At 52.5% G+C, this 14,218-nt stretch carries 11 protein-coding genes and 2 pseudogenes; all 13 read right to left on the reverse strand.

Annotation, left to right across the window (positions count from 1 at the left end; genetic code table 11):
* Positions 1-86: 86 nt before the first annotated feature.
* A pseudogene (tolA, locus tag ACQ86O_RS24485) lies at positions 87-1,267 on the reverse strand (cell envelope integrity protein TolA).
* Between the two features lie 78 nt (positions 1,268-1,345).
* Positions 1,346-1,774: a colicin uptake protein TolR gene (tolR, locus tag ACQ86O_RS24490; protein WP_431223238.1), complete on the reverse strand. Its 429-nt coding sequence runs from the start codon at positions 1,772-1,774 to the stop codon at positions 1,346-1,348.
* Positions 1,775-1,786: 12 nt separating this feature from the next.
* Entirely contained in the window at positions 1,787-2,470 is a 684-nt protein-coding gene (tolQ, locus tag ACQ86O_RS24495; protein WP_004939862.1) for a Tol-Pal system protein TolQ, read from the reverse strand.
* Positions 2,467-2,871: a tol-pal system-associated acyl-CoA thioesterase gene (ybgC, locus tag ACQ86O_RS24500; protein WP_142010992.1), complete on the reverse strand. Its 405-nt coding sequence runs from the start codon at positions 2,869-2,871 to the stop codon at positions 2,467-2,469. Before ybgC ends, tolQ begins: the two co-directional genes overlap by 4 nt.
* Before the next feature lie 130 nt (positions 2,872-3,001).
* A complete protein-coding gene (ybgE, locus tag ACQ86O_RS24505) occupies positions 3,002-3,298 on the reverse strand; it encodes a cyd operon protein YbgE (protein ID WP_431223239.1) in 297 nt (98 codons plus the stop codon).
* Positions 3,298-3,411 carry a cytochrome bd-I oxidase subunit CydX gene (gene cydX, locus ACQ86O_RS24510; RefSeq protein ID WP_021805265.1) on the reverse strand — a complete coding sequence of 38 codons (114 nt, stop codon included), beginning with the start codon at positions 3,409-3,411 and terminating at the stop codon, positions 3,298-3,300. The genes ybgE and cydX overlap by 1 nt, the downstream gene beginning before the upstream one ends.
* Positions 3,412-3,428: 17 nt before the next feature.
* Positions 3,429-4,568, reverse strand: a complete 1,140-nt coding sequence (cydB, locus tag ACQ86O_RS24515; protein WP_431223240.1) for a cytochrome d ubiquinol oxidase subunit II — start codon at positions 4,566-4,568, stop codon at positions 3,429-3,431.
* Positions 4,569-4,583: 15 nt separating this feature from the next.
* Positions 4,584-6,152, reverse strand: coding sequence for a cytochrome ubiquinol oxidase subunit I (cydA, locus tag ACQ86O_RS24520; RefSeq protein ID WP_431223241.1), 1,569 nt, complete (start codon positions 6,150-6,152; stop codon positions 4,584-4,586).
* 796 nt (positions 6,153-6,948) lie between these two features.
* A complete protein-coding gene (gene sucD, locus ACQ86O_RS24525; protein ID WP_431223242.1) occupies positions 6,949-7,824 on the reverse strand; it encodes a succinate--CoA ligase subunit alpha in 876 nt (291 codons plus the stop codon).
* Positions 7,824-8,990: an ADP-forming succinate--CoA ligase subunit beta gene (sucC, locus tag ACQ86O_RS24530; protein WP_234589812.1), complete on the reverse strand. Its 1,167-nt coding sequence runs from the start codon at positions 8,988-8,990 to the stop codon at positions 7,824-7,826. Before sucC ends, sucD begins: the two co-directional genes overlap by 1 nt.
* 185 nt (positions 8,991-9,175) lie before the next feature.
* A pseudogene (gene odhB / locus ACQ86O_RS24535) lies at positions 9,176-10,320 on the reverse strand (2-oxoglutarate dehydrogenase complex dihydrolipoyllysine-residue succinyltransferase); the annotation flags it as partial.
* Between the two features lie 18 nt (positions 10,321-10,338).
* Complete coding sequence (gene sucA, locus ACQ86O_RS24540; RefSeq protein ID WP_431223243.1) at positions 10,339-13,146, reverse strand: 2-oxoglutarate dehydrogenase E1 component; 2,808 nt, start codon at positions 13,144-13,146, stop codon at positions 10,339-10,341.
* Positions 13,147-13,488: 342 nt separating this feature from the next.
* Positions 13,489-14,205 carry a succinate dehydrogenase iron-sulfur subunit gene (locus ACQ86O_RS24545; RefSeq protein WP_431223244.1) on the reverse strand — a complete coding sequence of 239 codons (717 nt, stop codon included), beginning with the start codon at positions 14,203-14,205 and terminating at the stop codon, positions 13,489-13,491.
* Between the last annotated feature and the right edge of the window lie 13 nt (positions 14,206-14,218).

The following is a 14,218-nucleotide window of genomic DNA, read 5'->3' on the forward strand; positions in this document are numbered from 1 at the left end:
TTTTAACAAACCAACGCCAACAAAACTACCTATTCCCTGCTGGTTACCTTGGCACATCCATGCACTTTACTCGGTTAAAACAATCATTATTGTGGCTTAAATGTAAGAGGAGCATTCTTAAATACCTCATACACGGCCGCGCTAGGTGGCTTAGGAATACGAGCCTGGTTGGCTGCCGCCATTGCAGCCTGACACAAGGCAGGATCTCCGCCTTCAGCCTTAACGCTTTTCAAGAAACCATCTGGTGCCAACTGAATACGTAGGTCACAAGTTTTTCCTTTGTACAGATCGGCATCGTAAAATTTGCTTTGTATGGCGGCAGTAATCTGCCCCAGGTAATTATTGATATCAGCACCACTTGCCCCCGCAGTCTTGGAATTACCCTGCCCTGCCGGTTTGCCGTCACCTTTAGCCTTGGCACCGCCACCTTTCGGCGCGTTCTTGCCATCTGCCAGACTACCGAATAAATCGTCTACATCGGCAGACTGTTTAGATGCTTCAGCAGCCGCCTTCTTCTTGGCATCTGCCGCTTTCTTGGCGGCGGCAGCCTTCTCAGCGGCAGCGGCTTTCTTCTCGGCATCAGCAGCAGCTTTTTCTCTGCGGCTTCTGCTGCTTTCTGTTCGGCGGCGGCCGCGGCGTCTTTCTTCGCCTCTTCCGCCTGCTTTTTAGCCGCGGCGACAGCGGCAGCTTCTTTCTTGGCTTCCGCTTCGGCTTTCTTCTGCGCGTCTGCCTGCGCCTTGGCTATTTTATCCGCCTCAGCTTTGGCTTTCGCCGCAGCCTGCTCGGCGGCTTTCTGTTGTTCTTTGGCCTTCGCTGCCGCCGCTTCTGCCGCTTTCTGCTGCTCAGCAGCCTGCTGTTGCTGCTCCGCAGCTTTCTTCTGCTGTTCGGCCTGCGCCTTGGCGTCTTGCGCGGCTTTTTCCTGCGCGGCCAAGCGCTCTTGCTCAAGCTCTTTCAGGCGCTGCTGCTCCGCAGCCTGTTTCTGCTGCAGTTCTTCCGCCTGCTGCTCCGCCTTCTTCTGACGTTGCTTTTCTGCACGCTGCGCATCGCTGCTCTGCTGTTGCTGGCGATTATACTGCTCTACCACCGCCCCAGGATCGACCATCACTGCACCGACCACAGAACCATCACCGCCGCCACCGGCACTGCTCATTTCGGTGTTTTCGTACAGTGATCCCCAAATCAACAGGGCAATCAACAGGATGTGCAGAACCACCGAAACAATAACGGCGCGGTTCAGCTTATCGTTTTGTTCAGTTGCCTTTACCAAAATAGAGTCCCAAAAACTGGTGCTTAAACAGGGTTCCGGCCAAATTATGCCGTAACCGGGTTACCTCTCACCTTACGGTCAGATTGGCTGGGTCATCAACCCTACGGAAGCAACACCCGCCTGATGAAGAATATTCAATGCCTTGATAATCTCATCGTACGGTACCTCCTTGGCCCCACCGATCAAAAAGACCGTCTTCGGGTTAGCCGCCAGACGCGACCTGGCCTCTGCTGCAACCTGCTCCGGCGGCAACAGCTCCATGCGGTTGTGATCCACCACCAGGGTGTATTGACCTACGCCGGAAACTTCCAGGATCACCGGTGGGTTATCGTCACTGGATACCGTTTTGGAATCTGTGGCATCGGGTAAATCAACTTCAACGCTTTGGGTAATAATGGGCGCTGTTGCCATAAAAATCAGCAGTAACACCAGCAATACGTCCAACAGCGGAACAATGTTGATTTCCGATTTCAGTTCACGCTTTTTACGACCACGAACTCGCGCCATGCTACCTCCTACTTATTTGCTGTCGCTGGAGAAAGCCTGACGATGCAGAATAGCAGTGAACTCTTCCATAAAGTTGTCGTAATTCTGCTCGAGCTTGTTAACACGCTGGTTGAGGCGGTTATAAGCCATAACGGCAGGGATCGCGGCAAACAGACCGATCGCGGTTGCGATCAACGCTTCGGCGATACCTGGTGCCACCATCTGTAACGTGGCCTGTTTGACAGCGCCCAAAGCGATAAAGGCGTGCATAATCCCCCACACTGTTCCAAACAGGCCGATATACGGGCTGATGGAACCCACGGTGCCAAGGAAAGGAATATGGGTTTCCAGCGTTTCCAGCTCACGGTTCATAGAGATACGCATCGCTCGCGAGGCGCCTTCGATCACCGATTCTGGCGCATGATTGTTGGCGCGGTGCAGACGAGCAAACTCTTTGAAACCGGAATGGAAGATTTGCTCTGAGCCTGTAAGGCTGTCGCGGCGTGCCTGGCTTTCCTGATACAAACGAGAAAGCTCGATACCAGACCAGAATTTGTCTTCAAAGGCTTCGGCGTCGCGCGTTGCCGCATTCAGAATGCGGGTGCGCTGGATGATGATCGCCCAAGACGCCACTGAGAAGCATATCAAAATCAACATGATAAGCTTAACCAGCAGGCTCGCCTTCAAGAATAAATCTAGGATGTTCATGTCAGTCACTGCTTAAACTCCGCGACAATAGACTTAGGAAGCGCTATCGGCTTCATTTGGTGTGGATCAATGCATGCAATCAATACATCGGCCTGACTCAAGAGAGTACCATCAGAATTAACAATGCGTTGAGCAAACGTGAGAGAAGCCCCGCGTATTGAGGTGATCTTGGTCCGCACTTCCAGCATGTCGTCAAGACGGGCTGGCAGCAGATAATCAACCGTCATACGCCGGACAGCGAAAGCGACATGTTCACTGAGCAGCTGCTGTTGATGAAAGTTATGTTGACGCAGCATCTCGGTGCGCGCTCTTTCATAAAAGGCGACGTAACGGGCATGGTAGACCACCCCACCAGCATCGGTATCTTCATAGTAGACCCGTACCGGCCATCGAAATAACGTATTACTCACTCTACTTCCCAGCAAGGCAATTTAACGTTGCTACTATACGCAAGACGGATCGGGTTGGGAATGGGTTACAAGATGGGAATGAAAATAATTATGGGCCTGAACGGCCCATAACTCAGGGATTTACCGCAGATTATAAAGAAACGTAAAGTAATCCTGCGGCCAAGATCACAATTGCAGGTAATGGCGCGAAAAATGCACGCCAAAACATGCTGTGAGGCCGGAAACCAACACCGTGCACTATGCCTGCACAGACCGCCCAGATCAGCAAGATGCCTTGCCAGATCTCAAATGAGCTGGTACGTGCCGCAAAACGGGTTGGGTCCCAGAAAATACACCCTGCCAAAACCAACGCCAGCACGAGTGAAAGGGCCCGTACCGGGCCCTTGTCGGTAATAGCGTACAGCTTGTCTACAAGTGACGAACTCATCACTTACCGTCTTGCTGGGCTTTTGAATCTTCACTGTGCTCAAGCGCCAGCGCCGTAATGATGCCAAAGGCACAGGCAAGAAGCGTTCCGAGGATCCAGGCAAAATACCACATGGTTTAGCTCCTTTTGCTTAGTACAGTGAATGCTTGTTGTTTTCGATGAAGTTCTTATCCAGGCGACCAAACATTTTGTAGTACGCCCAACCGGTGTAGGCCAGAACGATTGGCACGAAGATAATGGCAACAACGGTCATCACTTGCAGCGTGAACAAGCTGGAGGTTGCATCCCACATGGTCAGGCTGACGTTAGGCACGGTGCTTGAAGGCATAACGAATGGGAACATGGTTACCCCAGCCGTCAGGATCACACAGGCAATCGTCAGTGATGAAGCCAGGAACGCCATTGCCGCTCTCTCCAAACGGGAGAACAGAATAGTGAACAGTGGCAGAATCACACCCAACGCTGGCAGTGCCCACAGGATCGGATACTTGTTGTAGTTGATCAACCAGGCACCAGCCTGATGAGCAACTTCTTTACGCAACGGGTTGGATTCCGCCGCAGTATCCAGTGCTGAGGTAATCACAAAGCCGTCGATACCTTTCACCAGCCAGATACCTGCCAACAGGAAGCATACCCCCATCACCAGCGCAGAAATCTGCGCCGCAGCGCGTGAGCGCAGGTGAATTTCGGCGGTAGTACGCATCTGCAGATAGGTCGCTCCCTGAGTCACCAGCATGGTCAGGCTGACAATACCAGCCAGCAAACCAAACGGGTTCAGCAGTTGGAAGAAGTTACCGGTGTAGAACAGGCGCAGATATTCATCTATATGGAACGGTACACCCTGCAACAGGTTGCCGAATGCCACGCCAAATACCACAGCGGGCACGAAGCTACCGATAAAGATGCCCCAGTCCCACATGTTACGCCAGCGACTGTTTTCCAGCTTCGAACGGTAGTCAAAACCGACCGGGCGGAAGAACAATGCAGCCAACACCAGGATCATCGCAACATAGAAACCAGAGAATGCGGCAGCATAAACCATCGGCCAGGCGGCAAACAATGCGCCACCTGCGGTGATCAGCCACACCTGGTTGCCGTCCCAGTGAGGAGCGATGGAGTTAATCATCACCCGACGCTCGGTATCCGTTTTGCCGATAATGCGCATCAGGATGCCGACACCCATATCGAAACCATCGGTGACGGCGAAACCGATCAGCAATATGCCAACCAGGAGCCACCAGATAAATCGTAGTACTTCATAATCAAACATATCTTGGACTCCTGTTTAGCGCGCTTCCTGCACGGCGGCAGTCGGTTGTTCAAAATGATAGCGGCCAGTTTTCAGGCTGCTTGGACCCAGACGTGCAAACTTGAACATCAGGTACATTTCAGCCACCAGGAACAGGGTGTACAAGCCGCAAATCAGCCCCATCGAGAACAGAATGTCGCCAGCGGTCAGCGAAGAGGTAGCGACTGCGGTTGGCAGCACCTCACCAATCGCCCAGGGCTGACGGCCATACTCTGCCACGAACCAGCCTGCTTCTACTGCGATCCAAGGCAATGGAATGCCGTACAACGCTGCACGAAGTAGCCATTTTTTCTGGCCGATACGGCCACGCATTACGCTCAGGAACGACATCCCAATGATGAACAGCATAATCACACCGCACGCCACCATGATACGGAAGGCGAAGTACAGTGGAGCCACACGTGGAATGGAATCTTTGGTTGCCTGCTGGATCTGCGCTTCCGTTGCGTCAGTGACGTTTTCAGTATAGCGCTTGAGCAGCATCCCATAACCCAGGTCCCGCTTGGTCTCATTGAACGCGGTACGGACGGCAGGATCGGTATTGCCACCACGCAGTTCTTCCAGCAACTGATAGGCCTTCATACCGTTGCGGATACGCACCTGGTGCTGTTCCATCAGATCCCGCAGGCCGATAACCGGGGTATCAATAGAACGGGTCGCAATCAGGCCGAGCGCCCATGGGATCTGAATAGCGAAGGAGTTCTCCATTCTCTCCTGATTCGGGATACCGAACAGAGTGAATGCTGCCGGAGCCGGTTGGGTTTCCCATTCAGCTTCAATGGCAGCCAGTTTGGTTTTCTGCACGTCCCCCATTTCGTAACCGGACTCATCACCCAGCACGATAACGGAAAGGATCGCAGCCATACCGAAGCTGGCAGCAATGGCGAAAGAACGCTTGGCAAAGGCAATGTCACGCCCTTTCAGCAGGTAGTAAGAACTGATGCCCAGAACAAACATCGCACCGGTGGTGTAACCCGAAGCTACGGTGTGAACGAACTTCACCTGCGCAACCGGGTTCAGAACCAGTTCGGAGAAGCTGAGCATCTCCATACGCATGGTTTCGAAGTTGAAATCAGATGCGATCGGGTTTTGCATCCAACCGTTAGCAACCAGGATCCATAGTGCGGACAGGTTTGAGCCGAGGGCGACAAACCAGGTTACCGTCATGTGCTGTATCTTGCTCAGGCGATCCCAGCCGAAGAAGAACAGACCTACCAGAGTCGATTCCAGGAAGAACGCCATCAGACCTTCGATAGCCAGAGGGGCCCCGAAGATATCACCGACGTAATGAGAGAAATATGACCAGTTGGTCCCGAACTGGAACTCCATGGTCAACCCAGTGGCCACACCCAGGGCAAAGTTGATTGCAAATAACTTGCCCCAGAATTTGGTCATATCTTTATAAATTTGTTTGCCGGACAGCACATATACCGTTTCCATAATTGCCAGCAAAAACGCCATACCGAGCGTTAATGGGACAAATAGGAAGTGGTACATCGCCGTTAAAGCAAACTGTAAGCGCGACAGCTCGACAATATCAAACATCTTGACTCCTTGCTCCTCGCAGGAAGACTCCGACTTGCAGTTATCGGTATTACTCCCTAAAGAGTAGCCGGTAACGCCCCGCAGTAAAAACCCTTAAACACAGCAAATTTTGCTCCGGCCTCCCCGCTTTCAACCGTACACTCTTCGCCAAACTTTTTAGCTTGGCGGGAAAACGCACCAATGAAAGCCGACAGCGGGTAACAAATGCAACAAGATCAACCATCCCTAATTACACAATAGGATGATACTCGCCAAATCCCACACAATAAATAGGTTTTTACGTGACCTGGGTTTGACTTTTGGCTACAGGTCAAAAATCAGCCTAAATAGGTAGTCAGGCTTATTTTGATCTAAAACAATTTAAGCTTATCTGCTTATTATTTCCAGGTTCATTACAGGTTTTACTGTAATTTCCCAATGGCCATGTTAAGTAATAGTTTAATTGTTTTTTATTGATAATTTTGTGTTAATAAAATGTACTTTAAAAGAACCCTCATTGTATTAGTTAATACGTTTTTATTCGATATATATTAACTTTTAATTTTCAATGTTAATTGCAGTGAGTTAGTTCACAAATCCACTTTTTGCTAAGTAATCATAGTCCATGTTGCAAGCTTGATCGCAGAACGTGTAAATACTGTAGCTCAACCTCTCAGCACCCACACGATTGTCTTGCAAAATGCCCCGCCAGTTAAGCCGAGTAACAAAAAAAGGCCACCCAGAGGGCGGCCAAACATGTCGAGATATTGTTATCTCCGTGGTCTTTCAAGCCGTAGCTTGAAATCCATAGAGGATATTATTTGTGATTCAAAATCGCTTTTACTGCGTCACCGATATCAGCCAGACTGCGTACGGTTTTAACCCCTGCCGCTTCCAGAGCCGCGAACTTCTCATCCGCAGTTCCTTTACCACCGGCAATGATGGCGCCAGCATGGCCCATACGTTTGCCTTTAGGCGCAGTCACCCCAGCGATATAGCCAACAACCGGCTTGGTGACATGGTCTTTGATATAGGCTGCGGCTTCTTCTTCTGCGCTACCGCCGATTTCACCGATCATCACAATCGCTTCGGTCTGCGGATCTTCCTGGAACATTTTCAGGATATCGATAAAGTTGGAACCCGGGATCGGGTCGCCACCGATACCTACGCAGGTAGATTGGCCCAGACCGGCGTCTGTGGTTTGTTTAACCGCTTCGTAAGTCAGGGTGCCTGAACGGGAAACAATGCCCACTTTGCCTGGCAGGTGGATATGGCCTGGCATGATACCAATCTTGCATTCGCCCGGCGTGATGACACCTGGGCAGTTCGGGCCGATCATACGCACGCCAGCTTCATCCAGCTTCACTTTCACGGTCAGCATATCCAGCGTTGGGATACCTTCGGTGATGGTGATAATCAGTTTGATGCCCGCCTCGATCGCTTCCAGAATAGAGTCTTTGCAGAAGGGGGCTGGTACGTAAATCACTGACGCAGTGGCACCAGTGGCTTCAACCGCTTCGCGCACGGTGTTGAACACTGGCAGGCCCAGGTGCTGAGTGCCGCCTTTGCCCGGGGTAACGCCACCGACCATTTTGGTGCCGTAAGCGATAGCTTGTTCAGAGTGGAAGGTCCCCTGGCTACCGGTGAAACCCTGGCAAATTACTTTGGTGTTTTTATCGATTAAAATGGACATTATTTACCCTCCACTGCCGCAACAACTTGCTGAGCCGCATCAGTCAGGCTGGTCGCAGCAATGATATTCAGACCGCTGTCCGCCAGTTTCTTGGCGCCCAGTTCGGCATTGTTCCCTTCCAGACGCACCACCACCGGGACGTTAACGCCCACTTCGGCTACGGCACCGATGATACCGTCAGCGATCAGGTCGCAACGCACGATACCACCGAAAATGTTGACCAGAACCGCTTTCACCTTGTCATCAGACAGGATGATTTTGAAGGCTTCGGTGACGCGCTCTTTGGTTGCACCACCGCCCACGTCCAGGAAGTTGGCTGGTTCACCACCATGTAATTTCACGATGTCCATGGTACCCATGGCCAAACCGGCACCGTTCACCATGCAACCGATGTTGCCATCAAGCGCAACGTAGTTCAGTTCCCATTGTGCAGCACGGGATTCACGCTCATCTTCCTGAGAAGGGTCACGCATTTCACGCAGTTCAGGTTGGCGGAACAGTGCGTTGCCATCAGCGCCCAGTTTACCGTCCAGGCATACCAGATCGCCCTGCTTGGTGATCACCAGCGGGTTGATCTCAACCATCGCCAGATCGCGCTCAAGGAACAATGTCGCCAGGCCCATGAAGATCTTGGCAAACTGGCTGACTTGCTTACCGGTCAGGCCCAGTTTGAAGGCCAGCTCACGACCTTGGTAAGGCTGCGGGCCTGCCAATGGATCGATGGTCATTTTGTGGATCAGTTCCGGGGTTTCTTCCGCAACTTTCTCGATCTCGACGCCACCTTCGGTGGAAGCCATAAACACGACACGGCGGCTTGCGCGGTCAACCACAGCACCCAGATACAGTTCTTTGTCGATGTCGGTTGCCGCTTCCACCAGGATCTGGTGAACCGGCTGACCCAGTGCATCAGTCTGGTAAGTCACCAGACGTTTACCCAACCAGGCTTCAGCAAAGGCACGGATATCCTCTTTGCTGTTCACAACTTTAACGCCGCCTGCTTTACCACGGCCGCCAGCATGAACCTGACATTTAACTACCCACGGGCCGGAGCCGATTTTTGATGCGGCTTCTTCTGCTTCACGCGGTGTAGTACAGGCGTAACCGGTTGGTGCTGGCATGCCATACCGAGCAAACAGCTGTTTTGCCTGATATTCGTGTAAATTCATGATGTTCTATCCATTCAGGTCTGAAAGTTTCAGCCGGGTCACTTTCGCGGGATCCCGCATGACTTATCGGCCACATAGCACAGAGTTTGGGCGCGGTTCCCCGCGCCCTGCAGGGATTAAACGTCCAGCAGCAGACGAGCCGGATCTTCCAGCATTTCTTTTACCGTCACCAGATAACCCACGGACTCTTTCCCATCGATCAGGCGATGATCGTAAGACAGAGCCAGATACATCATCGGCTGGATCACAACCTGACCATTAACCGCCATTGGGCGATCTTTGATGGCGTGCATGCCCAGTATGGCGCTCTGTGGTGGGTTGATGATCGGGGTAGACATCAGAGAACCAAAGACACCGCCGTTGGTAATGGTGAAATTACCGCCGGTCAGTTCTTCCACGGTCAATTTGCCGTCACGGCCTTTGACCGCCAACTCTTTGATTTTTTCTCAATGTCCGCCATGCTCATGGTGTCTACATCACGCAGAACCGGGGTTACCAGGCCGCGAGGAGTAGAGACCGCGATGCTGATATCAAAGTAGTTGTGATAAACCACATCGGTACCATCAATCGAAGCGTTCACTTCTGGGAAGCGTTTCAGCGCTTCGACAACCGCTTTGATGTAGAAGGACATAAAGCCCAGGCGCACACCGTGGCGTTTCTCGAAGGCTTCGCCGTACTGCTTGCGCAGGTCCATGATCGGCTGCATGTTGATTTCGTTGAAGGTGGTCAGCATTGCGGTGCTGTTCTTCGCTTCCAACAGGCGCTCGGCCACACGCTTACGCAGGCGGGTCATCGGTACACGTTTTTCGCTACGGCTACCCAATGCCGACTGCGGTGCAGCAACGGCGGCAGGAGCAGCAGCAGGTTTCTTGCTGGTAGCCAGGTGAGCTTCGACGTCTTCGCGAGTGATACGGCCACCCACACCGCTACCTTTGATAGCGGCAGCGTCAAGATCGTGTTCAGCAATCAGGCGGCGGATTGCCGGGCTGAGTGCATCATTGCTCTCGTCTTCCAGGCTGGCAGTCGCACGCTGGGCTGGAGTGGATTCTTTAGCCTGGCTTTTCTCTTCGGTGGGTTTGCCGGAGCTGTCACCCGGACGAATACGGCCGAGAAGCTGGCGAGAAAGTACCGTTGCACCTTCATCTTCAAGGATCGCATCAAGAATACCCGCTTCACTGGCTGGCACTTCCAACACCACTTTATCGGTTTCGATCTCAACCAGAACTTCGTCACGCTGAACACTGTCACCCGGTTTTTTATGCCAGGTGGCCACAGTCGCATCGGCAACGGATTCAGGGAGGTCAGGAACCAGAATATCTACGCTACTCATTAGCTTTCCTTTAATATTTTATTCAATATTCAACGCGTCATTTACCAGAGCCTGCTGCTGCTTCTGGTGTACGGACATATAACCCACCGCCGGAGAGGCGGAGGCAGGACGTCCGGCGTAACGTAAAGAAGCCCCAAACGGGATCACTTCACGGAAGTTGTGTTGGCTGCAATACCAGGCACCCTGGTTCAATGGCTCTTCCTGGCACCAGACGAAGTCATGTACATGGGCATATTGCTCCAACACCGCTTGTACAGCCTGATGCGGGAATGGATACAACTGCTCGATACGCACGATGGCCACATCTTTCTGGTCGTTTTTACGGCGCTGTTCCAGCAGATCGTAGTAAACCTTACCGGAACACATCACCACACGTTTGACCGCTTTCGGATCCAGTTCGTCGATTTCGCCGATAGCCGGTTGGAAAGTGCCGTTTGCCAGCTCTTCCAGAGAAGAAACCGCCAACGGATGACGCAGCAGTGACTTCGGTGACATCACTACCAACGGACGGCGCATACCGCGTAACGCCTGGCGGCGCAGCATATGGTAAACCTGTGCCGGGGTAGAAGGAATGCACACCTGCATGTTCTGTTCTGCACACAGCTGCAGGTAACGCTCCAGGCGCGCAGAGGAGTGTTCTGGCCCCTGGCCTTCGTAACCATGCGGCAGCAGCATCACCAGGCCACACATACGGCCCCATTTCTGCTCACCGGAGCTGATGAACTGGTCGATAACCACTTGAGCACCGTTGGCAAAGTCGCCAAACTGCGCTTCCCAGATGGTCAGGGTGCGCGGTTCTGCGGTGGCATAACCATATTCGAACGCCAGAACGGCTTCTTCAGACAGTACCGAGTCCCAGACCTTGAATTCGCCTTGGCCACTATGGATATTGGCTAACGGCACATAGACAGAACCGTTTTTCTGGTTGTGTACAACCGCATGGCGGTGGAAGAAGGTTCCACGACCGGCATCTTCACCGGAAATACGGATCGGGATGCCTTCATCAGCCATCGTGGCATAAGCCAGGGTTTCAGCTGCGCCCCAGTCAAAAGCTTTGGTGCCAGCGGCCATCTCGGCACGATCACCATAGATCTTCGCCACGCGGGACTGCATTTCGATCGCTTCAGGCACGGTGCTGATGCGGCGCGCCAGTTCCTGCAGACGCTTCATCTCGACCTTGCTTGGGTACTCTTCGTCCCACTCATGGTTCAGGTACGGCGACCAGGTAAAGGAATGCAGGTTCATCGGACGCCATTCTTCAACCACACAGTCGCCGCGATCGAGAGCATCGCGATACAGGTTAACCATTTCCGTGGCATCTTCCAGGCTGGCAACTTTCTGTTCGGTCAGAACGTCTGCGTAGATCTTGCGTGGCGTTGGGTGCTTCTTGATCTTCTGGTACATCACCGGCTGGGTTGCACTTGGCTCATCGGCCTCGTTATGCCCATGGCGACGGTAGCAGACCAGATCGATCATGACGTCACGTTTAAAGGTGTTACGGAAATCCAACGCCAGACGGGTTACAAAGGCAACCGCTTCTGGGTCATCAGCGTTCACATGGAAAATGGGAGCCTGCACCATTTTGGCGATATCGGTACAGTATTGGGTGGAACGCGCATCCAACGGGTTGGAGGTCGTGAAACCAACCTGGTTGTTGATCACGATACGCACCGTGCCACCGACTTCATAACCTCGGGCCTGCGACATGTTCAGGGTTTCCTGAACTACGCCCTGCCCGGTTATCGCGGCATCACCGTGGATAGTGATTGGCAGCACCATATTGCTACGCGCTTCATCCAGACGATCGCGGCGAGCACGCACAGACCCCATAACTACCGGGCTGACGATTTCCAGATGCGAAGGGTTAAACGCCAGCGCCAGGTGAACCATGCCGCCTTCGGTTTCCACGTCGGATGAGAAGCCCTGGTGATATTTAACGTCACCCGTGCCCAGATGTTCTTTATGCTTACCGGCAAACTCGTCGAACAAATCAGCCGGTTTTTTACCCAGCACGTTGATCAACACGTTCAAACGGCCACGGTGAGCCATGCCCAGCACTACTTCACGGGTACCGTTTTTACCCGCGTGACGCACCATTTCTTTCAGCATCGGCACCAGCGCGTCGCCACCTTCCAGCGAGAAGCGCTTCGCCCCTGGGAATTTGGCACCAAGGTAACGCTCCAACCCTTCGGCTGCAGTCAGTTCGTTTAAGAAACGACGCTTTTCGTCCGTAGTGAAACTCGCCTGGCCCGCTACCGATTCAATACGCTGCTGGATCCAGCGCTTTTCTTCGGTGTTGGTGATGTGCATATACTCTGCACCAATCGACCCACAATAGGTTTGCTTCAGCGCGGCGTACAAATCGCTCAGCTTCATGGTTTCTTTGCCTATGGCAAAAGAACCCACGTTGAAGGTTTCCTGGAAGTCGGCTTCGGTCAGGTTGTGGTAGGCAGGATCGAGATCCGGCACCTGTTCCTGTTTCCACAGGCCAAGAGGATCAAGGTTTGCATGCTGATGCCCGCGGAAACGGAAGGCGTTAATCAGTTGCAGTACCTTAACCTGCTTGGCGTCGGTTTCAGGATCGTTGATGGTGTTGCTATAACGGGATGAATCCTTCGCCAGGCGGCGGAAGTAATCTCGCGTTTGGGAGTGGAGTTGATCGGGTTTAACACCCGCAGTTGGTAGCTGTTGGAAAATGGAACGCCAGCTATCTTCAACGGAGCTTGGATCGGTTAAAAAGTCTTCATAGAGCTGCTCTATGTAGGACTGGTTCGCGCCCGCCAGATAGGAGGAATCCAGCCAGGCCTTCATTGCGCCGTTCTGCATTTTGATCCCTTAAGCTTTTAAAGCTTCAGTTTTCGCCGTGGTTAACATAATTACCGTAATGGTACGATTATCGTATAACGGTTCACTAGACGTGCTTACACCCATCATCCTTCAAGCTGCAGTGTCGTGACTTGCTCACTGTGACCTGAACTCCGTAAGGCTAAAACTTTTGAAAGTTTTAATGCACGTTCTGTTTTGGACCTCGCGGCCCCCTACAAGGAACCTCTAAAAACCGGCGGGACGAGCCTGATTGCCTACAACCACAATCACGGGTCAGTTTTTAGAGATACCCTCTCTTAGAATGTGCGCCGGAAGATTGTCCGGCGCAGTATCTTGTTCTACTTATGCGCCACGTTGCAGCAGCATAGACTTGATATGCCCGATAGCACGCGTCGGATTCAAGCCCTTAGGACATACACTGACACAATTCATAATGCTATGGCAGCGGAAAACACTGAAAGCGTCGTCCAGATCATCCAATCGTGCTTCAGTTTCCGTATCTCGGCTATCGATCAGGAAGCGATAAGCCGCTAACAGACCTGCCGGACCAACAAATTTGTCAGGATTCCACCAGAATGATGGGCAGGAGGTTGAACAGCAGGCACAAAGAATACACTCATATAAACCGTCGAGTTTTTCCCGGTCTTCTGGCAACTGCAGATGCTCACGCGCCGGTGGATTCTTGCCATCATTAATTAAGAACGGCTTAATCTTTTCATACTGGGTATAAAACTGGCCCATATCGACCACCAGATCGCGCACCACCGGTAACCCTGGCAGTGGGCGGATCACAATCTTGTTGTTGCCTTTACGCAACGACGAGACCGGCGTAATACAGGCCAGACCGTTTTTACCGTTCATGTTGATGCCATCTGAGCCGCACACGCCTTCACGGCAAGAGCGGCGGAACGATAAGGTCGGATCCTTTTCTTTCAACTGGATCAAGGCATCCAGTAACATCATGTCCCGGCCTTCTTCCGCTTCCAGGGTGAAATCCTGCATATGCGGGGCGTTATCGACATCCGGGTTATAGCGATAGATAGAGAATTCAAGTTTCATCAATCTGGCTCCG

This window comes from Serratia sp. L9, assembly GCF_050632285.1.
GTDB lineage: Bacteria > Pseudomonadota > Gammaproteobacteria > Enterobacterales > Enterobacteriaceae > Chania.

Excerpts from the sequence above, each read along its gene's own strand:
- tolR (WP_431223238.1), bottom strand. The coding sequence starts at position 1,774 with ATGGCGCGAGTTCGTGGTCGTAAAAAGCGTGAACTGAAATCGGAAATC.
- ybgE (WP_431223239.1), bottom strand. The coding sequence starts at position 3,298 with ATGAGTTCGTCACTTGTAGACAAGCTGTACGCTATTACCGACAAGGGC.
- cydX (WP_021805265.1), bottom strand. The coding sequence starts at position 3,411 with ATGTGGTATTTTGCCTGGATCCTCGGAACGCTTCTTGCCTGTGCCTTT.
- cydB (WP_431223240.1), bottom strand. The coding sequence starts at position 4,568 with ATGTTTGATTATGAAGTACTACGATTTATCTGGTGGCTCCTGGTTGGC.
- cydA (WP_431223241.1), bottom strand. The coding sequence starts at position 6,152 with ATGTTTGATATTGTCGAGCTGTCGCGCTTACAGTTTGCTTTAACGGCG.
- sucD (WP_431223242.1), bottom strand. The coding sequence starts at position 7,824 with ATGTCCATTTTAATCGATAAAAACACCAAAGTAATTTGCCAGGGTTTC.
- sucC (WP_234589812.1), bottom strand. The coding sequence starts at position 8,990 with ATGAATTTACACGAATATCAGGCAAAACAGCTGTTTGCTCGGTATGGC.
- sucA (WP_431223243.1), bottom strand. The coding sequence starts at position 13,146 with ATGCAGAACGGCGCAATGAAGGCCTGGCTGGATTCCTCCTATCTGGCG.
- ACQ86O_RS24545 (WP_431223244.1), bottom strand. The coding sequence starts at position 14,205 with ATGAAACTTGAATTCTCTATCTATCGCTATAACCCGGATGTCGATAAC.